We start from the raw sequence: 20,022 nt of genomic DNA on the forward strand, positions 1-20,022 counted from the left end.
TGCCGGCCCCAGGGGGGCGATGTATAGCCGCTTGGTGAGCCAGAGTGCTGAACTTGGCAATCAAGGCGTGCCCGACCCCTGGTCTGGCGATCTGGAACTTTTCGGATTCCCGGGAACCGGCCGAGGTTGATCTGTTTCACCGGTGTGCCGCAAGGAAAGTCAAGGAATTTTTCTTGTTTTTTTGTGCCGTGTCCGGACTTGCGGACTCCAACCTCAGCGTGGCTAATGCGGCACGGCAGTGACATTGTCGGCGTCATAGTTGAGTGGAGTGAAGTCAGTATGTTATCGGCAAGAGTTAATGGACACACCTTGTTTGTTTCCGGCTCGGCGGCGGACTATTCGTCCTATGCCAAGGTTGATATCACCCAAATCGGGGAAGATATTACGGTCGTAGATAACGATGCCATCGGCACAGTCATTCCTATTGTCGGGGCTGCAGAGACCGCCCGCATCTTCGATGCTCGTGACGTCACATCGGCAGGCGTCTACATTTACTCATCGTATTCTGAACAGAGCGTTCTTAGAGGGTCGATGCAGGATGACCGGATTTATTCCTATGGATCAGGAAATGACCGCCTATTTGGTTATGCTGGCGACGACCACTTAGAAGGGCGAGAGGGAAACGACCTCTTGGATGGCGGAAATGGAGACGATAATCTGGTCGGTGGAGACGGGGACGACACTCTCATCGGTGGACGGGGCGCAGACTCCATAGATGGCGGAAACGGTATCGACACACTGATGCTCAGCGGAAATCGCTCTGAGTACTATATTCAAGCTGTAGATGGGCGCTATGAAATTAGCCACATCGGAGGAACGGGAGAAGACGGGTTCGACACGTTCGCCAACATCGAGTTTTTGCAGTTTCGTGACCAAGCGGTCGAAATTTCGTCGATGCCCTTGAACTTGGACGCTTTGGTCTCGAACCACACCTTGTTTGTCTCTGGCTCGGCGGCAAATTCGTCGACCTCTGCGAGGGTAGAAATTACTCAGGTTGGCGCCAACGTTTCGGTCGAAGACAACGATAGCACTGGCACAATCATTCCAATCATCGGGACTGCGGAGACCATCCGCCACTTTGATGCTCGCGAAGTTTCTGGAGCGGGCGTCTATATGTTCTCGTCGTACTCTGGGCAGAGCCTTCTCAGGGGTTCGATGCAGGATGACCGGATTTACGCGTATGGATCTGGCAACGATCGTCTTTTCGGTTACGCGGGTGATGACTACATGGAAGGGCGAGAGGGGAACGACCTCTTGGATGGCGGCAATGGAAACGACAAACAAAGCGGCGGAGATGGAGACGACACCATCATTGGTGGCCGAGGCGCAGACACCATAGATGGGGGGAATGGTATCGACACTCTGGTGCTCAGTGGAGATCGCTCAGAATACCATGTGCAAACTGCAGGTGGACGCTACGAAATAAGCCACATCGGCGGAACAGGGAGTGACGGGCTCGACACGTTCGCCAACATCGAGTTTCTGCAGTTCCGCGACCAGGTGGTCGAGATTTCTTCAGCACCCTTAAACTTGGACGCCTCAGTGTCGGGCCACACCTTGTTTGTCTCTGGCTCGGCCGTAGATTCGTCGATCTCGGCAAGGGTCGAAATTTCCCAGGTTGGCACCAACGTTTCGGTCGAAGACAGTGATAGCATTGGCACAATCATCCCAATCATCGGGACTGGGGAGACCATCCGCCACTTTGATGCTCGCGAAGTTTCTGGATCGGGCGTCTACATGTTCTCATCGTATTCTGGGCAGAGCCTTCTCAGGGGTTCGATGCAGGATGACCGGATTTATGCTTATGGATCAGGTAACGACCGTCTGTTCGGATATGCGGGCGATGACTACATGGAAGGGCGAGAGGGAAATGATCTCTTGGATGGCGGAAATGGAAGCGACAATCTGGTCGGGGGAGACGGGGAAGACACTATTATCGGTGGCCGGGGCGCAGACACCATAGATGGCGGAAACGGTATCGACACGCTTGTCTTTAGCGGAAATCGCTCGGAATATGATTTGACTGGCCTAGATGGACATTATCAGATCAATCACTCGGGTGGTTCTGAATCTGACGGGTTCGACCGTTTCTCGAACATCGAAATTCTTCAATTTTCGGACCAAACGGTGAATATCGACGATTGGGTTCTCTAAGGTCGCTCGCGTCCATGCGGATAGCGCGTAGTGCGTGAGCGCAAGTTCTTCCGCTTAATGCATTCCGGTGAAGCAGCGCGCTCATATCCTCAGTCGCCAGCGCCGCTGGCGGCAAGGGTTGAGGCTACATTCTTCATGCCTAGCGTGGTCGATATGTCTGAGAGATGGCCTCGCTGGTACCGGAACCGTGTAGGAAATCGTGGTCCACATGCGATGTAAGTCGTTGGTATCATGTGGACCGGTTGTTCGGCCCGAGTTCCATAATGGCGTTAGTTTTGCGGGAAATTTTGGCCTTTTGGTAAGTTCAGAAGTTCTTGAGCCCGTGCCTGCGGAGTACCCAGGCGAAGCGTCGAGCATGCTTGAGGCGCTGGAGGAGGTTCGCCGCCGCGTCTGAAGCGGGGCTCCGGGCCCGGTTTGGGTCCGGATTGGCGTTTCCAAAGCCTCTGAAACGGGTCCAAAGCGCGCTCAGAACGCGAACAAACGCCTGACATTTCGGGAAACGTGGCCCTCCGAAGGCGGCGGTCTATCCGGGTTTGCTGGACTCGATCCGCATGGTCGCAGTCAGCCCATAGCAGACGGACGACCGGGGCGCATTAGCCGACGAGGCGGGCTCACCACTCCATTGCTCAACGCGCGGCATGAGGTAAGGGAGTGATCATCCCGCAGACGAGGCACCGGTTGGTCATTTATCCATCTAAAGAAAATGCTCGAACGGCTTCCGCGTGTCCCCAAATACCTCATAAGTATATAGTGCGCTCAGCTTGACACGCGAGTATTTCTCGACCATTTGCCGATCCAACCCATATCCTATAACCTCTTCCGTTAAAATTTTTTCGAGGCGGGCCGGGGCAATCAGGCGCACGAGAAGTGGGATGATACTCGAAAACACTTCGTCATAGTGTGCCCTGGGCTCGGCGATAAATAGAGAATATGCCTGCGCCATCCCGTCAAACGTCTTGAAGGGGCGCCACCATTCCACGCCATCGATCCGACCCGTTTGATATTCGCAGGAAACGGGTAGAGTAGGTGCCAAAATTTTCCCTAACTTCTCTGGCGTGTCTGGGCCTCTAAAAAGTATGTCGCTGCCAAGATAGAGGCGGCGGCGCAAATGTTCCTTTGTGAGGCCATATTCAATAATGCTCCGCTTGATATTGCCGAATTTCAAGAGGGAAATTGGACTAAGGAGGTCAAATAGCTCCGGTAGATCTTGAAGTGAAAGATAACGATCTAGGTCAAAATCTGCACTAGGGAAGTCCTTCGAATTACAGGTAAGTGAGGAAGCGAACTCAATTCTCTCCTGAAGAATAATGCTCTTTGTATACTTTAGTTCTCCATCTATCAGCTGATCGAATGATTCTGAGAGAACACGATGAAAAAGTCCGGACTCGGCGCCGATCAAAGCGGTAGTAAATTCCTCAAGGGCGTTCCTGCAAATTTGGTAGGTTTCAAAATACTTTGAAGCCGCCTCGTCGAAATCACGCCATTTGCCAGTCTCTTCAATAACTAACAACCTAGCGCTCTTCCGAAGGTAGCTGTCCAGTTCGTATATGCCCCAGCCGGTCTTGGAGCTGAAACGTTTATCTTCGCTGCCGTAAAATTTTGCAGACGCTTCTTGTAGTGAAGCTTCAAGGGACTCCTGAATTTCGCCCGAAAATTGGCAGATCTTTTCCCTCAAATCATCATCTAAAACTCTCCAGTCTAGATCCCCCAGGTCCTCGATTGAAAATATCTCATCATTCTCATACTTTTCGGGGGCAAATTGTCCCATCTGCGTCTTCGATCTCGCCTTGGCAAGAATTGCGAAACGTAGAGCCCGGCCTGCATGCATGTTGTCGATGCAGGCGTCGATAAAATCGCGCAGCTTGTCCTGCGCATTGTTAGCACTCTTTATTAGCTCAGATATCTCGCTGTCATGCAATCCGATGATTCCAGCCGTAATCTCCCTATCCGAGCTCTGGAGGGACTTTACAGCAAGGAGAAGGGCAACGACAGAAGCCACCGAAGTGATCGCGAGCCCCAGCGTTCCTTGCAAAAAATTGTACGAACCAGAATCACCCTTTTCGATCGGAACCTCCATCACAATACTCAGGCCAAAGAGAATTGCGCCAAAGATGGCGGCGAGTGAGAGAACGAAGAAGATGACAGCGAGAAGCTTTCCTGGGTTCATCTTTTGATTTCCAATTGATCGTAGCACCGATCACTATGCCGATGCAGTTAGCTCGGAGGGCATTATGATCGCGCAGCCTTGCCCTGTCCTGATTGACTTAACGGCAGTTTTGCATCGAACGTGTCGGTTCGGTGCGAACGTGCCTAGGTGATGGTTCAGAAAGCGAAGTGTGAACCGCTTAGCTTCGCTTTTTCTCCACTGCTTATCTGTCCGTATTGGAGCAGCCTTAGCTAACCTCCACTGCAATCAGCGAGACAACTGTTCTTCAAATACTCATCTGGAGGGTAGATATTCTGCGTGGTCCTCCAGTGCAGCGCGGCGGCCGCCAGCAACTGCGCTTTCTTGCTGGTGATGGGCTAATCGTTGGAGGCCCGCTTGCTGCGCCTTGCTGCCGACCGAGCCAGGCGGTGTGCACGATCTAGGTCCACCTCCTAACTGAAGCTCGAGCCAAGCGCGGCAGTCGGCAGGAGGCAGCCCAAACTTGCCCTTCTCCTCGCGCCGCCGGGTCCGGTGAAGCGGACCTTCATCCCAAGACCATTGGACGAGCGAGGAGCGGGACTTTCCGGCCATCCGGCGATTAGCTGGTGCAATTGCAGTATGACGAAGGAATTACTCGCAGCCGCAGCAAGCGGGGTTCTGCGCCGCAGCGCAAATCACGTTAGCGGTCGTTCAAGGCCGCTCCAAATCCGGGAGCCTAAACCCGCCATTCGCTGCGCCTTGCCGCAGCGCCGCCGATGCGGACCTTCCTGCCGTTCGCTTCGCATGCAGCGTTGGTTGTGAGCAGCGGCAGCAATGCGCAGGATGCGGACCTCGCTCTGCTCGCGCTGCGACCCGAAAGCTGCCGTTCAGGCTGAATAATGCGATCGGCCCTTCGTGCCCTAGCGGAATATACATGAGAATTCTGGCCGGCGTCGCGCGAAAGACGCCTGATCCCGCTTCCAAGACGCCCATATGTGGGCCATGCTAGCAGAGGTCCTTCGGCTTGCCGCCAATTTTCTAGCCCAAGTGGGCGACTGAAGGACCGCACACTACCAAAGCAGGTGCAGAGATGAGCGACGACCCAGAGAAGTTCACCAAAGCAGCTTTTGAGGAATTTAAGCTCTTTTACGAGTCAACTGAGAAGGTGACCGACCGACGGCTTGAGTCGAACAGATGGAATTATTCCATTTGTGTGGCGATACTGGTGGCAGTGGCAGTAATAATAAACTGGAGCCTGGCGAGGCCCAGCTTCATATTGATGTCTGTTGGTGCAGTTATTGTTCTAAGCTTGATGGCGGCACTGTACTGCACTTTGTGGATTGGCCAGATCAGAGATTACAAGGCCCTCAATAACGCAAAGTTTGATGTTTTGAACTCCATGGCGCCCCGCGTTGCGTTCGGGGAATCCGAGGCCGATCCTAGAATTTCATTTCGCCCTTTCGAAAAAGAGTGGGAATCACTCCAACGAGCAAACGCAGTTGAGGAAGTATACCGCTCTAACATTGTTGCTTTAAGAGCCTCAAACATGGAGTACCTAATCCCTCGAGCTTTCAGAATTTTATTTGTATCGATTATAATTGGCGCAATATTTTTCTCCGCTTGGAATTGGGAATCAGTCGTCACCATTCCAGCTATTGAAGGTGTCGCGCCGGGTAGCGCTGATGACTAGCTCAGGAAATAGGTTCTTCTGTGTAATCATGCCGATCGGGTCGGATCCCAGCCACAGAGATAAGCTCAACATATTGGAGGCGCTAAGCTGCCCCAGTCTGGCCGCGCACTTTCCAAGCTACTCGGTGCAAGAGCAAACTTTCCATCTCGAGGAAGCCCTTCAAGAACTTCGTGCTGCCGACTTTATCGTCGCTGACTTATCGCTAGAGCGGCCTAGTTGCTACTATGAGCTTGGGCTTGCGCATGCGCTAGGGATACGCGCCTATCTAATTTCCGAGGCGAAAACTCCAATTCACCAAGCAGACCGGAGAGATAAAGTCATCTTCTATCTGGGACTTGAGGAGTATGAAGAAGTGCTAAGAAGTATCTTAGAGATCGAGAGGTAGGGCATTCCCTTCGCCCGATTTCAGCCCCATGAACATACCAAAGGTGATATTCCGTAGAGTCTTAGGTGAAGGGAAAATCCTAACACTCGAATCAATAACTGTCGATTTCGGCCGAGAAAGTGGCGCACTCGATGAGCTAGACAAGATCACCCCAAAACACCCCGCCTCTGTTTTGGTAATTCCTTTCGATTTGGAATCTGGCGTCTGGCTGATTCGAGAATTTGGAGCCGGAACAGAACGCTCCGTCCTAAAATTTCCAACCGGCCGCATAGAGTCTTCAGAAGACGCGCGTGCCGCAGCTGACCGTGAATTGGCTGAAGAGATAGGTTGCCGGGCAAAATCGTTGACGTACATTGGCTGCCTATTCGATGAACCAGGACACTCGAATGCGACGACGTGCATATTTTTCGCTGAACATTTGCGTTCGGGGAGCGCTGTCGGCGATGAACCGCAGCAGCCTGAAATTCTAAAGTTCCCCGCGAGCAACTTACTCGAGCTCATTCGGTCGGGACGCCTAATGGACTCACGTAGCATCGCAGCGGTAATGCAACTGATCGCACATAAGGGTTCTCCTATTGCAGAAGATTTCCTTCGCGTCCAACGATGAGGTGATCGCTACTCCCCCAACAATCCAAATCTATCGTTTCAATTTCTGATCAGTCGGCGCGTCGGTTGCCCAATGACCTCGCGATTAGGGTCAGCTTTATCGGCTTCGGCTGCTTTAGACTAAGGTCGCGTTTGGGCTGGATCCGGACGAATGCACCCGCAGCAAAGCTACGGCACGGTCCCGGGCAGTTTGGGCTCGGAGGGGCCGATCGCTGCTCTCCGTCTGAACGGCAGCTTTCGAAAAACGAATTCAGCGGAGCCAGGTCCGCTTCCAGCGCGCTGCCGACCGAGCCAAGAGGTGCGCACGATCTAGGTCCACCTCCTGACTGCGGCTCGAGCAAAGCGCGGCAGTCGGCAGTAGCCATCCCAAAATTGCCGCTCGCCTCGAGCCGCAGGGGCCGGCGAAGCGGACCTTCCCGCCATGCGCATCGCGAGATCGCTCAGCGGGCATTGCTAACATCGAACTTCGGCTTCGAGGCAATGATAGGACAAGAAACGCGAAAGTTGGCCTGCTGGTCAGTAGGCGCCTCTCGGGTGCGCCATTTTCTCAATACCTTAGCGCGCTTTGCAGTTGGAACTTCTCTCGTAACCCATTGACGGCACGTTGCACCCAAAGTTGGAACTAAGCGCGCTAAGTAGCTTCATTGCTCCGTGCAGCGTTGTCCTATCGGGTGCGCCATTTCTCCATTGATACCACGTTTCCCCTTCAAAGCATGCCAGCAAGCGACTTCGGCGTGGCGAAGCGGGCTGCCTTTTGATCGCCCGCTCCGTCATTTGCGCCAAGGAAATCACATCGGGCTGTACCAGATTGGCGAGGTATAGGCGCGCTCGGTGGTGATCATCGGCACGTCTTCGGGCATCTCGACGCCGAACCTCTTGGCCTCGTAGGCCGTCCAGCGCGGTGTCGGAATTTCGATGACACGCGCATAGTAGAACGCCGGCAGCGCCGCGTCGAAATCGGGATCCTCCCAGACGCTGATGAGCTCGGGAGAACCGATCGAATTGGTCCAGCTGGCATTCGCGACATCGACGGTGTTGCCCACGTCCGGCAACTTGCCGGTCTCGTCCGGCGCCCGGTCGCCCGACCAGACCACGTCGTAAACTTTCTCGTGGGTCTCGCCTTCGGTGTCGATCCAGCCCTTCACGATCTGGATGCGGTCGAGGTTGCCAGAGATCGGATCCTTCAGCGCGGCGACGAGGAAGCTCGGTGCGACGCCCTCGGGGGCCGGGCCGAGATCGCCGCCCATGGGCACGCCCTTGGCGTATCCGGCATCCGCGGGCAGGCGGGTGATCGTATCGGCTTTGGTGAAATCGTAGCCGCCGAAAAAGCGCACCGTCATGCGTGAGCCGGTGGTGGCGTAAGTCTCCTTGCGCATCATCGCGTCGAAGATCGCCGCGCGGCTGTTCTCCGTAGCCCAGACCGCGCCGAGGCCGCCGGCGGCCTGCTTCCACCCGTAGATGGTCAGCGCGGGATCCGGCGCCTCGATCACCACGTGCTCCCAGCGGTGCGGTTCGGGCTCGACGCCGGAGTGCTTGCCGAAGAAGTTGTCCTCCTGCGCGGTCGCCATGCCGGTGTGGGAATCCGTTGCGCCGACCATACCGAACTTGAAGGGGTTCACCCCGAGGTCGCGCTCGATGTCGAGGCCGCGTTTCAGCGCTTCGCGGGCGTATTCGCCGGCCAGCATGTCCGGCGTCTTGACCTCGGTGCCGTTGAGGTTCGAGGCGTCCCATGTGTCGTGATCGGCGAACTCGTCGTCGGGGCTGAGGAAGGGATGCGCCTCGCCGTCGCCCTTGATCTGGGTCGGCTCGTAGAGCGGCTCGAACCGCGCCCGCATCTGCGCGATCTCCTCGGTCAGCGCCGAGCCGTCGTAGGCGTTCAGCGAGAACATCCGCCCGTTCGACAGGTTGCCATTGTGCGGGATCGCCAGTACCTCGGCGCCGCTGCGTGCCTCGTAGTCGGCGAGATAGGTCCAGAGATCCTCGGGGTTCTTGCTGTCGTACTGCGAAAACGGCCGGGTCTGGTTTGCCCGCATCGCATCGTCGCGGAACAGCACGTTGCGGTGCAGGTTGTTGGCACCCTCGGTGGTGTATTCGTAGCCGATGATCGCCGAGAAGACTCCGGGCTCGTTGTAGCGGTCGGCGAGCGCGGTGTAGCTCTCCCAGGCGTGCTTGATGGCCTTGGGGTTGTCGATCGGCGGCTCCTCGCCCGACAGCGAGGCGACGATCTCCATGGCGGTGTCGAAGGCGCGCTGCGCGTCACCCGCTGTCAGCGCCTCGTACCAGAGCCGTCCCTGCTCGGTGGCCAACACCTGTGCGTCCCCCGACAGCAACTGCGGCATCAGCCCGTACATCTCGGCATGGTCCGAGATCACCAGCCAGTCGAGCGGGCGCGAGAGCTTGGCACGCAGTCCATGGGTGGTGGTGACCTCCTCGCCGCGGGCAAAGCGGTAGGCGTCTTCCTGTGACAGGCGCGTCATGGTGCCGGCATCGACCGAAACCATGGTGTGCAGATGCGAGTCTCCCCACAGCGGCGCCTGCGGGAAATTCCGCCCGGCATAGGGCGAGAAGGCATCGGGCGCGAGCACGACCTCGGTGTCGGCTTGCTCGGTGGCGTATTCCTGCGCGGACGCGGAAAGCGGCTGGAGCGCGGCGCCGAGCGCCAGCACGTATCGAAATGATAAGGCGTATCTATGATTGAAGAAATGCGGCATTGGATATCTCCTCCCCAAGACCAAAACCGAAAAGAAGAACCAGGAAACCCACGGGTATGCCTTTACCACAATTTCGCATGCCGAGGAACGAATGCAGGGTGGGTGCCGCCCTTGAAGTCGGCTCCGCCATCGTGATCCTGGCGCATGAAACGACCGCACCGCCACGCTTTCTGATGACCAGCGTTTTTGTCTTGGAGGTCTCGTCCCGGGTCTGGTTGCGGGCGGCAGTGTCGCGTTCGAGGCTAGGTCACCCCTTCGGGCCCAGGGAGTTTCTGCCGTGTTGCGCGCCTGCTTGCGGACCGTTGCAAGCATCTTGTCAGATCGCCCCTAGCGGGAGATCATTTGAGCATGACAAAGCCACATCGCCATTCAAGCCACGCCAAGACCGGAGCCGGGCTGAACCCTTGCGAAACGGCGCTACGCTCGGGCATCGGGGCGGGAGTGGAGGCGCGTCCGGACCTCAATATCGGGACGCGGTTGGCTTCGGTTAGACATGCGCGGCAAACCGCAGAAAAGCCGCTCGTCCAAGGTCATGTCGACCACGGCCTCGACGCGGACGGCCCCAGACACGACGGGGCCGAGCGCACGGCCCTCACCTGCTTCCTTTGAGGTCCTCATGCTGGACATCCTGAAAGACCGCACCTACCGGCATCTCTTCCTTGCGCAGGTCGTGGCCCTCTTGGGGACTGGCCTTGCCACCGTGGCCCTCGGGCTGCTGGCCTATGATCTCGCCGGCGACAGCGCGGCCATGGTGCTGGGCACGGTCTTCACCATCAAGATGGTGGCCTATGTCGGGATCGCGCCCATCGCCGGGGCCTTCGCGGACCGGGTGAACCGCCGCGCGCTGCTGGTGGCGCTCGACCTCGTGCGCGCCGCCTGTGCACTGATGCTGCCCTTCGTCACCGAGGCCTGGCAGGTCTACGTGCTGATCTTCCTGCTGCAATCGGCCTCGGCGGGTTTCACCCCGACCTTCCAGGCGACGATCCCGGACGTGCTGCCCGAGGAGGCGCGCTACACCCGCGCCCTCTCGCTCTCGCGCCTCGCGTACGATCTCGAGAACATCGTCAGCCCGACGCTGGCCGCGCTGCTGCTGGCGGTGATGAGCTACAACACGCTGTTCCTCGGCACGCTCGCGGGCTTCATCGCTTCGGCGCTGCTTGTGGTCTCGGTGCTGCTGCCGAGCCCCAGGGCCTCGGAGCCGCGCGGCATCTACGACCGCACGACCCGCGGCATCCGCATCTACCTCGCCACGCCGCGCCTGCGCGGGCTGCTGGCGCTGAACCTCGCCGTCGCGGCGGCAGGGGCGATGGTGCTGGTGAACTCGGTGGTGCTTGTGCGCGGCACGCTCGGCCTATCCGAGAGCGCGCTGGCCTGGACGATGTTCGCCTTCGGCGCAGGGTCGATGGCGGCGGCGCTGCTGCTGCCGCGGTTGCTCGACCGTCTGCCGGACCGACCGGTCATGCTTGTGGGGGCCGGGCTGATGGTGGTGACGCTGCTCGGGCTGGCGGCCGCGATCCTGACGTCGGGCCTGCACTGGGGCGTGCTGCTACTGGCCTGGCTGTTGGTCGGCTTCGGCTATTCCGCCGTCCAGACGCCCTCCGGGCGCCTGCTGCGCCGCTCGGCCCACCCCGAGGACCGCCCGGCGCTCTTTGCCGCGCAATTCGCCCTGAGCCACGCCTGCTGGCTGCTGTGCTATCCGCTCTCGGGCTGGCTGATGACCCGCTTCGGAGCGGTACCCGCGCTGCTCGTCCTCGCGCTGCTGGCGGGGGCCGGGATCCTGCTCGCCCTGCGTCTCTGGCCCGCGGGCGATCCTACCGAGGTTGCGCACAGCCACGAAAACCTGCCGCCTGACCATCCGCACCTGCGGGACGGGCGCCGTCACAGCCATGCGCTGGTGATCGACGACGCGCATCCCCGCTGGGCGACGCGCTTCTGAGTTGCAGACGGGAGGCAGCTCACGGGGGCTATCCTTCCAGAAGGGTCTTCTGCCCGCCGGCGTCCTCGTGTGTCTCGGACGCCAAGGTCAGCGCCTAAAGGGCCGGGGCACGTGCAATTCCCTAAAGCTCCCGCAGCGCATTCCAAGGCCGTAAGGCGCGCGGCGAGGTCGGAATTCCCCGCGTGAAACGAATGAAACAGCCCGCGCAATCGGCCTGAAACGCGAGGCCGTCAGAACTTCTGTCCATCGGAAGGGCACAGCGCCCGACGAGTTCACCAGCCCCCAATGGACAGGAGTTCAGCCATGACGACCCAAACCCTCGAGAAGCCCGCCAAGACCGCCATGAACGGCGTCGACGTCCCCACCTTCCTCGCCACGCTCGGCGTGGTGGGAGAGACCCCGCAGATCGCCCAGTTCACCTTCCGCGCCGATGGCGAATGGCTCTCGGGCACGCACAGCCGGACCGCCTTCACCGGCTTCCACGGCGCCATGCAGGACATGCAGCACCGCCGCGACTACGCCGTCGAATGCGACCACCCGCAGGTGCTCTGCGGGGCCGACAACGGCGTGACCCCGGTCGAGCTGCTGCTGGCGGCGCTGGCCTCCTGCATCACCGCAGGCATCGGCAATATTGCCTCGATCCGGCAGGTGAAGCTGCATGCGGTCGAGACCAAAATCGAGGGCGACATCAACCTCAACGGCATCCTCGGCCTCGACAAGTCCGCCCGCAACGGTTTCACCGGCGTCCGCATGGCGGTGAGCATCCGCGGCGACGCCCCGCAGGAGAAGCTGCGCGAGATCGTCGAGCAGTCGGTCGCCCGCTCCGCCGTCTTCGATGTGCTGAGCAACGGCGTGCCGGTATCGGTCGAGATGGCCGCATGAACCTCCCCAGCAAGACCGCCCGCGCCGACCGGGGCGCGGGCCAACCCCGCCACCCCCTCATTGAAAGGACGCCCCCCATGCCCCGTTTCCACGCTCCCGCCGCGACCCCCAGCTACGGCTCCGGCTTCGACAGCGTCGCCCTGCGCGACACCTTCGCCGACTTCCGCAACTGGTGGGACCGCAATTGCCTGCTGGACGACGCTGAGCCGCAGGCCGAGCAGGAGGCCTCGCTGGCAAGGGCCGCCTGAGGCCCGCCTGCCTTTCCTCTGACCTGCCTCCCGACCTCCCCCGACGGCCCGCCGCCTTTGCGCTGCGGGCCGTTCGCGTTCCGGACCGCCGGGCCGGGCTGAAACACTCGAAACCCGAACGCCCGTTGCCCGAGGCATGGGTGAAACGCGGCGGGTCCAGTCTTCGGGAAACCGCACTGGAGTTGACCCATGAGCACTGCAACCAGCGTCCTGATCCTCGGAGCCGGCCAGGCCGGCCTCGCCCTCAGCCGGGCCCTGTCGCACCGCGGCATCGACCACGTCCTGCTCGAGCGCGGGCGGGTGGGCGAGCGCTGGCACTCTGAGCGCTGGCCGGGGCTGCACCTGCTGACCCCGAACTGGATGAACCGCCTGCCGGGGCCGTGGCCCGAGGCCGAACCTGACGGCTTCATGTCCGCCGCCGAGTTTGCTGCCCGGCTCGAGCGCTACAGCGCGGCCATCTCGGCGCCGGTGGTGACGGGCTGCGAGGTGCAGTCGGTCGCGCGCGAGAACGGCCGTTTCCGCGTGGTCGCGGGCGGACGGCAATGGTTCGCCAGGGCAGTGGTCATCGCCACGGGCGCCTGCGACCGGCCCGCGGTGCCGGCCTGGGCCAGCACCTTGCCAAAGAAGATCACCCAGATCGTGCCCACCCGTTACCGCGGCGCGGAGCGCCTGCCCGAGGGCGGTGTGCTGATCGTCGGCGCGTCTGCCACCGGGGTGCAGCTGGCCGCCGAGATACAGGGCTCGGGGCGTCCGGTGACGCTGGCCGTGGGCCGCCATGTCCGCGCGCCGCGCCGCTACCGGGGACGGGAAGTCTTCGAGCTGCTCTCGCAGAGCGGGTTTCTGGGCAGCCCGCGCCCCGCGGATGCTCATCCGGCGCATTTGATGACACTTCCGTCGTTGCAGCTCACCGGCTCCGGCGGCGGCGAGGCGCTTGGTCTCGACCGGTTGCAGGCCGTGGGCGTGCATCTGGTGGGGCGGGCGCTCGGGGCGGAGGGTGGCGTGCTGCGTCTCGATCCTGCGCTTGGCGCCGAGATCGCCGCCGGCGAGCGGCGGCGGCGCAAGTTGCTGACCCTTCTCGAGACCTACCTCGCGGAGACCGGCAGCGCGCTGCCCGATGATCCCGGCGCCTGGCACGCGCCGGACCTGCCGCACGCCGGGCCGGACCGCCTCGATCTGACAGCCCGGGGCATCCGGACCATCGTCTGGGCCACCGGCTTTCGTCGCGCCTACCCGTGGCTGCACCTGCCGGTGCTGGGCGCCGCGGGCGAACTCGAGACCGACCGCGGGGTCACCGCCGAGCCCGGCCTCTACGCGCTCGGCCTGCCGTTCCTGCGCCACCGGGCCTCGGCCTTCATCCACGGGGTCGGGCGCGATGCCGAAGAGCTCGCCCCGCATATCGCCGCCGGCCTGCGCCGGGGCATCTCGCGTGCCGCCTGACAGAGTTCAACCCGACACGGAACCACAAGGGAATTTCGACATGACCATAGAGACTTACGACGCACTCATCGTTGGGGCCCGCTGCGCCGGGGCCGCCACGGCCCTGCAACTGGCCCGCAGCGGGGCAAAGGTGCTGCTGATCGACAGCGCGCGCGGCGGGAGCGACACCATGTCGACCCATGCGCTGATGCGCGGCGCGGTGATGTTGCTCGAGCGCTGGGGCCTTGCCGCGCCGCTGCGCGCCGCCGGAACACCGCAGATCGCGCGCACCAGCTTCATCTACGGCGAGGACGCCTTCGACATCGACCTGCGCCCCGAACATGGCGTCGAGACCCTGATGGCGCCGCGGCGCCACCTGCTCGACCGGATGCTCGCGGAGGCCGCTGCCGAGGCCGGGGCCGAGCTGCGCTTCGAGACCAGTTGCACCGAGCTCATCAAGGACGCGCAGGGCAGGGTCACCGGCGCACGTGTGTCGCTGCCGGATGGGCGCACGCGCGAGGTCTCCGCTGGGCTGGTCATCGGCGCCGACGGCAAGCGCTCGCGCGTCGCGCGGCTGGTGGGCGCCGAGGTCACGCGTCAGGCCCGCCACACGGTCGCCTGCGCCTATCAATATGTCTCGGGCCTGCCCAACCGCGGTTTCCGCTGGCATTTCGCCGAAGCCGCGGCGGGCGGAATAATCCCCACCAACGGCGGCGGCAGCTGCGCATTCGTCGCGCTGCCGGAACACGCTGCTGCCGAGCTGCGCAGCGCCTCGGTGCAGGAATTGGCCGCGCGCCACATGCCGGTGATGGCCGAGGACATGACCGGCGCGGAACCGCTCGAGGCACGGGTGATCTTCGCGGGGCTCAAGGGCTACATGCGGCGCTGTGCAGGCCCCGGCTGGGCGCTGGTCGGCGATGCCAGCTGGTTCCGTGATCCGATCACCGCCCATGGCATCACCGATGCCTTCCGCGACTCCGAGATGCTCGTCAAGGCGGTGAAGACAGGCACGCTCGGCTGCTACGAGGCGCAGCGGGATCGCCTGTCGCTGCCGATCTTCGAGCTTTCCGACCGTATCGCAAGCTTCGACTGGTCGCTGGGTGACCTGGCCGGGCTGCACAAGCAGCTGAACCGGGTGATGAAGGCCAACCAGGCGTGGATTGCCGGGACGCGGGACGAGGTGCGGCGGGTGGCGTGAAGGCGCCCCGCCAGTGCACCGAGAGCCGGGCGAGGGCCTCCCTGCGGCGACGGGGCGGCCCTCGTCCGGCGGCCTTGCCTCGGTTGCGGGCGGATGAGCGCGGCGCGACGTTACCAACATCATGACCGAAAGCAGAAGGACCCGCCACTTCGGCGGGTCCTTCGCGGTGTCCGTCTGCGTATTTCAGCAATTGTGGATGCGCCGGTAGATGCGCTGGCGCTCGGCTTCGACGATCTCGTCGGTGCCGCCGGGCAGGGCGCGCAGGGCGCGGCGCAGGCGGCGCTCGGCGCGGCGATGTTGCAGGGCATCGTGCAGATCGTTCAGGGCTTTCATTTGTAGTATCCTTCTTCATCAGGGTGATGAGGAAGTCTCGCCCGCAGCGGTTTCAGCCCGATGTCGGCCCGGCGCCGGAAAGGTATCCGCCGTATCGCCGGTCATCCCGCGCCTGAAACAATCGAAACAAAGCCGCGCCCACTACGACACGCGCCTGAAACATGTGCCGCCAAGGCTGGACTCTCCCCGCCCGACGAAAACCTTGCCACAGAGGTGCAAGATCCCGCATGTTTGTAGAACATTACAAAACAGCGCATTCTTACGCCGAGGAGCCCCGCGCTCCGGGGGAGGTGGCCATGGAAAAGTCCCTGTTCGACAAGTACGGCGGCTTTTCCGTCGTCAGCAAGATCGTCCTCGACCTCTACGACCGGCTGCTCGACGACGATGACGTCGGGCCGTTCTTCGACGAGATCGACATGGCCCGGATCGTCGATCACCAGACCAAGTTCGTCTCCTCGCTGATGGGAGGCCCGGCCTCCTACACCGACGACCAGATCCGCAAGATGCACGCGCATCTCGAGATCCATCAGCTGCATTTCGACAAGCTGCAATCGCTGCTCCGCGCCACGCTGGCCGATCACGGGGTGGCGCCCGAAGATCAGGACGCGATCCTTGCCGCCTTCGAGGCGCGGCGCAACCTGGTGACGGAATAGGAGAGGCGCCATGACCATCGCCGCGATCAACGAGCAGCTGCTGAGGGCGATCGGGGTCGGGGTGGCGCTGCTCGACCTGCAGAGTCTGCGCCTGCGCTTCGGCAACGACACCTTCCGCGGCTGGTTCGGCGAGATCGAGGTGGGCTCCAACCTGCTCGAGCAGTTCCAGGATTTCGACGTGGAGGCCCTGCGCGCGGCGCTGGCCGCCGAAGGGCGCTACACCACCGAGACCACCTTCCGGCTGCGCCGCCGCACGATGACCGTGGCGATGGACTTCAACCGCGCGCTCGACGAGGAAGAGCCGATCGCGGTGCTGGTGTGCCAGAACATCTCGCGCATCAAGGAGCTGGAGTCGATGATCGACAGCTACTCGATGATGGTCGAGCGCAACACCCGCGAGATCAAGCGCGAGAAGGAGCAGGTCGAGAAGCTGCTGCTCAACATGATGCCGCGCTCGGTCTACGAGGAATACAAGACCTTCGGCATCGTCACGCCGCGGCTCTACGATCCGGTGTCGGTGGTCTGCCTCGACTTCGTCGGCTTTTCCGAAATGGTCAGCGCGCATGAGCCGGCGGTGATCGTCTCGGAGCTCAATGACATCTACACCGCCTTCGACCGCATCGGCGAGCAGTTCGGCTGCGCGCGGATCCGGGCGGTGGGCGATCTCTACATCGGCGTCGCGGGGCTGCCCGATCCTACCGACGATCATGCGCAGGCCGCCGCCAATGCCGCCATCCGCTTCATGCGCTATCTCAACCAGCGAAACGGCAGCCACCCGATCCAGTGGCGCTGCCGGGTCGGCATCGCCGCGGGCGCCGTGGTCGGCTCTGTCGTCGGCGTGCAGAAATACATCTACGACGTCTTCGGCCCGGCGGTGATCACCGCCAGCCAGCTGCGCTACAAGGCTGAGCCGATGACCATTTCCGGAAATCGTGCGGTGGTCGAGCGGCTCGGTGACGCGTTCACCGCCGCCGAGGCGGGCAGCATCACGCTCTCTGACGGCAGCGAGGAGGCGGTGTTCCGCATCGCCGCCGAGATGCGCGCGGCGCAGGAGCGCTGAGATGGCAGTGCGCTTCGACCCTTCGGTCCCGGAAGCGGGGGACGGCGCGGGGCACCGCCCGGCGGATATGCTCGAAGGGGTGATCGACGCGCTTTCCGAGGGGTTGGCGATCTTCGACGAGAATGCCCTGCTGCTGCGCTTCAACCGCGGCTTTGCTGAGATGAACCCGGCGGTGGCGGACCTGCTGGCCGAGGGGCTCGACTGGTCCATCCTGCTGCGCGAATGGGTGATCCGCGGCGGTCTGACTGCCGGGGACGCTGAGCGGCTCAGCTTCATGGAGGCGCGGCTGGCGGGCGGCGACTGGATGGTGACCCCGCTGGAGATCGAGGGCGGCGACCGGGTTACCGAGATCCTGTTGCGCAGCACCGCCGCGGGCGGCTTCGTGCTGGTGCAGACCGACATCACCGAGCGCCGCGCCTTCGAGGAAACCGAGCGCGCCGCCGACCAGCTGGTGCGCAAGGTGCTGGAGAGCTGCCCCGCGAACATCATCATGTCGCGCGTCGGCGATGGCGAGGTGATCTACCGCTCGCCCGCCGCCAGCGAGCTTCTGGGCAGCGCCGAGCATACCCACGCCCATTTCGCCTCGCGCGCCGAGCGGGCCGATTTCATCACCGCCGTGCTGCCCGACGGTCGGGTCGACGACATGCCGGTGACCGGCATCCGCGCCGATGGCGCGCGCTTCCCGAGCCTCGTCTCGGCGCGGCTGATCCAGTATCGGGGCGAGGATGTGCTGGTCTCGGCGACGGTGGATGTCTCGAAGGAAGTGGACCTGCGCCGTCGCCTCGCCGCACAGCGCGAACAGATCTTCCAGGCCGAGAAGATGTCGGCGCTCGGCGAGTTGCTGGCCGGGGTGGCGCATGAGCTGAACAACCCGCTCTCGGTGGTCGTCGGCCACGCGCTGATGCTGCGCGACGAAGAGATTTCCGACGATGTGCGCCGCCGGGTCGAGAAGATCTCCGACGCCGCAGAGCGCTGCGCGCGGATCGTGAAGTCCTTCCTCGCCATGGCCCGCCAGCAGCCGGCGCGGCTGGTGCCCATGGATATCGCCGAGACCGTCGAGACCGCCGTGGGCGCGCTTTCGCAAAGCGCCGAGGGGCTGCGGGCGGAGGTGTCGCTGGAGATCGCGCCGGACCTGCCGCCGGTGCGCGGCGACGCCCACCAGATCGCGCAGGTGGTGATCAACCTCGTGACCAACGCCGATCAGGCCATCGGCGAGAGCGGCACGGGCGGGCGGATCGACATATCCCTCAGCCACGACCCCGCGGCGCAGGTGGTCGAGCTGCGCGTCGCCGACGACGGGCCGGGCATCCCGAAGGACATCCGCAGCCGCATCTTCGACCCGCTCTTCACCACCAAGCCGGTCGGTTCGGGCACCGGCATCGGGCTGGCGCTCTGCCACCGCATCGTCACCGCCCATTCCGGCGCCATTTCCCTGGCCGCGGCAGGGCAGGGTGCGACTCTCGTGGTGCGCCTGCCGACCACTGAGGCGGATACGGCGCAGGCCCCGGGCAAGACGACAACCGAGACCCCCGCCGGGCGCGGAGCGGTGCTGGTGGTGGACGACGAGGAGGACGTCTCGGACCTCATCCGCGAGATCCTTCTGCGTGACGGGTTCGAGGTGACCGTGGCGAACTCAGCCGAAACCGCGCTCGATCTGCTGGCAGGGCGGGACTTCGCGCTGATCCTCACCGATCTCAACATGCCGGGGCTCGGTGGGCGCGGCTTCTACGAGCGGCTCCTGCGCGACCGCCCCGCGATGGCGCGCCGCATGGGCTTCGTCACGGGCGATACGATGAGCCCGCAGGCGCGCGGCTTCCTCGACGGCGCCGGACGGCCGTTTCTCGAGAAGCCCATCGCCCCCGAAGAGCTGCGGCGGCTCGCGCGCACCATGCTGGAGGGCGGCGCATGAGCGATCACGTCCTCATCTGCGACGACGAGCAGGACCTGCGCGAGATGGTCGGCGAGTACCTCGGCAAGCGCGGCTACCGCACCACGCTGGCGGGCGGGGCGGACGAGCTGCGCGAGAAACTGGCGCAGGACCGGCCCGACCTTATTCTGCTCGACATCAACATGCCGGGTGAAGACGGGCTTTCCGTGCTGCGCAGCCTGCAGGGCCCCGAGGCACCGATGGTCATCATGCTGACCGCTGCAGGCGAGGTGATCGACCGGGTGGTCGGCCTCGAGATGGGGGCCGACGACTACCTAGCCAAACCCGTGGATCTGCGCGAGCTCGCCTCGCGGATCAAGGCGGTGCTGCGCCGCCAGACCTCGGCCCCCGAGGAGGCGCCGCGCGAGCGCACCCGCTTCCGCTTCGGCAAGACATGGCTCGATCTCGACGCGGCGAAACTCTTCGACGAGGAGGGCATCGAGCTGCCGCTCACCGCCATGGAGTTCAACCTTCTCAAGCTCTTTGCCCGCAACCGGGGCCGGGTTCTCAATCGCGACCAGATCCTCGAGGGGGCGCACGACCGGGCGTGGGATCCCTTCGACCGGTCGATCGACATCCGCATCTCGCGCATCCGCAAGAAGATCGAGGTGAACCCGGCCAAGCCCGAGGTGATCCGCACCGTGCGCGGGGTTGGCTACATCTACGATCCGGGCTGAAACCTTTGAAACACCGGCGCG

At 62.5% G+C, this 20,022-nt stretch carries 15 protein-coding genes; 12 read left to right on the forward strand and 3 right to left on the reverse strand.

Features of this window, described 5'->3' with window-relative positions:
* The first annotated feature begins 309 nt into the window (after positions 1 to 309).
* Positions 310 to 2,154 (forward strand): calcium-binding protein, encoded by a 1,845-nt coding sequence (locus LC039_RS22560; protein WP_226628445.1) that lies wholly within the window; start codon positions 310 to 312, stop codon positions 2,152 to 2,154.
* 694 nt (positions 2,155 to 2,848) lie between these two features.
* On the opposite strand, the gene LC039_RS22565 is transcribed toward LC039_RS22560, so the two are convergent.
* Positions 2,849 to 4,321 (reverse strand): hypothetical protein, encoded by a 1,473-nt coding sequence (locus LC039_RS22565; RefSeq protein WP_226628447.1) that lies wholly within the window; start codon positions 4,319 to 4,321, stop codon positions 2,849 to 2,851.
* A gap of 1,048 nt (positions 4,322 to 5,369) precedes the next feature.
* On the opposite strand from LC039_RS22565, the gene LC039_RS22570 reads away from it, so the two are divergent.
* Positions 5,370 to 5,969, forward strand: coding sequence for a hypothetical protein (locus LC039_RS22570; RefSeq protein WP_226628449.1), 600 nt, complete (start codon positions 5,370 to 5,372; stop codon positions 5,967 to 5,969).
* A 413-nt stretch (positions 5,970 to 6,382) separates the two neighbouring features.
* Positions 6,383 to 6,961, forward strand: coding sequence for an NUDIX domain-containing protein (locus LC039_RS27105; RefSeq protein WP_226628451.1), 579 nt, complete (start codon positions 6,383 to 6,385; stop codon positions 6,959 to 6,961).
* 787 nt (positions 6,962 to 7,748) lie between these two features.
* Here the strand turns inward: LC039_RS27105 and LC039_RS22580 are convergent.
* Positions 7,749 to 9,671 carry a DUF3604 domain-containing protein gene (locus tag LC039_RS22580; RefSeq protein WP_226628453.1) on the reverse strand — a complete coding sequence of 641 codons (1,923 nt, stop codon included), beginning with the start codon at positions 9,669 to 9,671 and terminating at the stop codon, positions 7,749 to 7,751.
* A 616-nt stretch (positions 9,672 to 10,287) separates the two neighbouring features.
* On the opposite strand from LC039_RS22580, the gene LC039_RS22585 reads away from it, so the two are divergent.
* The 5 genes from LC039_RS22585 (at position 10,288) to LC039_RS22605 (ending at position 15,351) form a co-directional block, all read left to right on the forward strand.
* Positions 10,288 to 11,607: an MFS transporter gene (locus LC039_RS22585; RefSeq protein ID WP_226628455.1), complete on the forward strand. Its 1,320-nt coding sequence runs from the start codon at positions 10,288 to 10,290 to the stop codon at positions 11,605 to 11,607.
* Positions 11,608 to 11,910: 303 nt separating this feature from the next.
* Complete coding sequence (locus LC039_RS22590) at positions 11,911 to 12,489, forward strand: OsmC family protein (protein WP_226628457.1); 579 nt, start codon at positions 11,911 to 11,913, stop codon at positions 12,487 to 12,489.
* 77 nt (positions 12,490 to 12,566) lie between these two features.
* A complete protein-coding gene (locus tag LC039_RS22595; protein WP_226628459.1) occupies positions 12,567 to 12,737 on the forward strand; it encodes a hypothetical protein in 171 nt (56 codons plus the stop codon).
* 189 nt (positions 12,738 to 12,926) lie between these two features.
* Positions 12,927 to 14,174 carry a flavin-containing monooxygenase gene (locus tag LC039_RS22600; RefSeq protein WP_226628460.1) on the forward strand — a complete coding sequence of 416 codons (1,248 nt, stop codon included), beginning with the start codon at positions 12,927 to 12,929 and terminating at the stop codon, positions 14,172 to 14,174.
* Positions 14,175 to 14,214: 40 nt separating this feature from the next.
* On the forward strand, positions 14,215 to 15,351 hold the full coding sequence (locus tag LC039_RS22605; RefSeq protein ID WP_226628466.1) for an NAD(P)/FAD-dependent oxidoreductase: 1,137 nt from the start codon (positions 14,215 to 14,217) through the stop codon (positions 15,349 to 15,351).
* Between the two features lie 183 nt (positions 15,352 to 15,534).
* Here the strand turns inward: LC039_RS22605 and LC039_RS22610 are convergent, their stop codons facing one another.
* Positions 15,535 to 15,684, reverse strand: a complete 150-nt coding sequence (locus tag LC039_RS22610; protein WP_226628468.1) for a hypothetical protein — start codon at positions 15,682 to 15,684, stop codon at positions 15,535 to 15,537.
* A 296-nt stretch (positions 15,685 to 15,980) separates the two neighbouring features.
* On the opposite strand from LC039_RS22610, the gene LC039_RS22615 reads away from it, so the two are divergent.
* Genes LC039_RS22615 through LC039_RS22630 form a run of 4 tightly spaced genes read left to right on the forward strand, consistent with a single transcriptional unit; the run spans position 15,981 to position 20,001 of the window.
* Positions 15,981 to 16,337: a group I truncated hemoglobin gene (locus tag LC039_RS22615; RefSeq protein ID WP_226628469.1), complete on the forward strand. Its 357-nt coding sequence runs from the start codon at positions 15,981 to 15,983 to the stop codon at positions 16,335 to 16,337.
* A gap of 10 nt (positions 16,338 to 16,347) precedes the next feature.
* Complete coding sequence (locus LC039_RS22620) at positions 16,348 to 17,397, forward strand: adenylate/guanylate cyclase domain-containing protein (RefSeq protein ID WP_226628471.1); 1,050 nt, start codon at positions 16,348 to 16,350, stop codon at positions 17,395 to 17,397.
* A gap of 1 nt (position 17,398) precedes the next feature.
* Entirely contained in the window at positions 17,399 to 19,306 is a 1,908-nt protein-coding gene (locus tag LC039_RS22625; RefSeq protein WP_226628472.1) for an ATP-binding protein, read from the forward strand.
* The gene (locus LC039_RS22630) at positions 19,303 to 20,001 is read left to right on the forward strand and encodes a response regulator (protein WP_226628473.1); all 699 of its coding nucleotides are present in this window, start codon (positions 19,303 to 19,305) and stop codon (positions 19,999 to 20,001) included. Before LC039_RS22625 ends, LC039_RS22630 begins: the two co-directional genes overlap by 4 nt.
* Positions 20,002 to 20,022: the final 21 nt, after the last annotated feature.

It is taken from the genome of Alloyangia pacifica (assembly GCF_020524285.1).
Lineage (GTDB): Bacteria > Pseudomonadota > Alphaproteobacteria > Rhodobacterales > Rhodobacteraceae > Salipiger > Salipiger pacificus_B.

Bases quoted from the DNA above. Each gene is read 5' to 3' on its own strand.
- LC039_RS22630 (WP_226628473.1), top strand. From the start codon at position 19,303: ATGAGCGATCACGTCCTCATCTGCGACGACGAGCAGGACCTGCGCGAG.
- LC039_RS22625 (WP_226628472.1), top strand. From the start codon at position 17,399: ATGGCAGTGCGCTTCGACCCTTCGGTCCCGGAAGCGGGGGACGGCGCG.
- LC039_RS22595 (WP_226628459.1), top strand. From the start codon at position 12,567: ATGCCCCGTTTCCACGCTCCCGCCGCGACCCCCAGCTACGGCTCCGGC.
- LC039_RS22585 (WP_226628455.1), top strand. From the start codon at position 10,288: ATGCTGGACATCCTGAAAGACCGCACCTACCGGCATCTCTTCCTTGCG.
- LC039_RS22615 (WP_226628469.1), top strand. From the start codon at position 15,981: ATGGAAAAGTCCCTGTTCGACAAGTACGGCGGCTTTTCCGTCGTCAGC.
- LC039_RS22610 (WP_226628468.1), bottom strand. From the start codon at position 15,684: ATGAAAGCCCTGAACGATCTGCACGATGCCCTGCAACATCGCCGCGCC.
- LC039_RS22590 (WP_226628457.1), top strand. From the start codon at position 11,911: ATGACGACCCAAACCCTCGAGAAGCCCGCCAAGACCGCCATGAACGGC.
- LC039_RS22600 (WP_226628460.1), top strand. From the start codon at position 12,927: ATGAGCACTGCAACCAGCGTCCTGATCCTCGGAGCCGGCCAGGCCGGC.
- LC039_RS22565 (WP_226628447.1), bottom strand. From the start codon at position 4,321: ATGAACCCAGGAAAGCTTCTCGCTGTCATCTTCTTCGTTCTCTCACTC.
- LC039_RS22620 (WP_226628471.1), top strand. From the start codon at position 16,348: ATGACCATCGCCGCGATCAACGAGCAGCTGCTGAGGGCGATCGGGGTC.
- LC039_RS22570 (WP_226628449.1), top strand. From the start codon at position 5,370: ATGAGCGACGACCCAGAGAAGTTCACCAAAGCAGCTTTTGAGGAATTT.
- LC039_RS22605 (WP_226628466.1), top strand. From the start codon at position 14,215: ATGACCATAGAGACTTACGACGCACTCATCGTTGGGGCCCGCTGCGCC.
- LC039_RS27105 (WP_226628451.1), top strand. From the start codon at position 6,383: ATGAACATACCAAAGGTGATATTCCGTAGAGTCTTAGGTGAAGGGAAA.
- LC039_RS22580 (WP_226628453.1), bottom strand. From the start codon at position 9,671: ATGCCGCATTTCTTCAATCATAGATACGCCTTATCATTTCGATACGTG.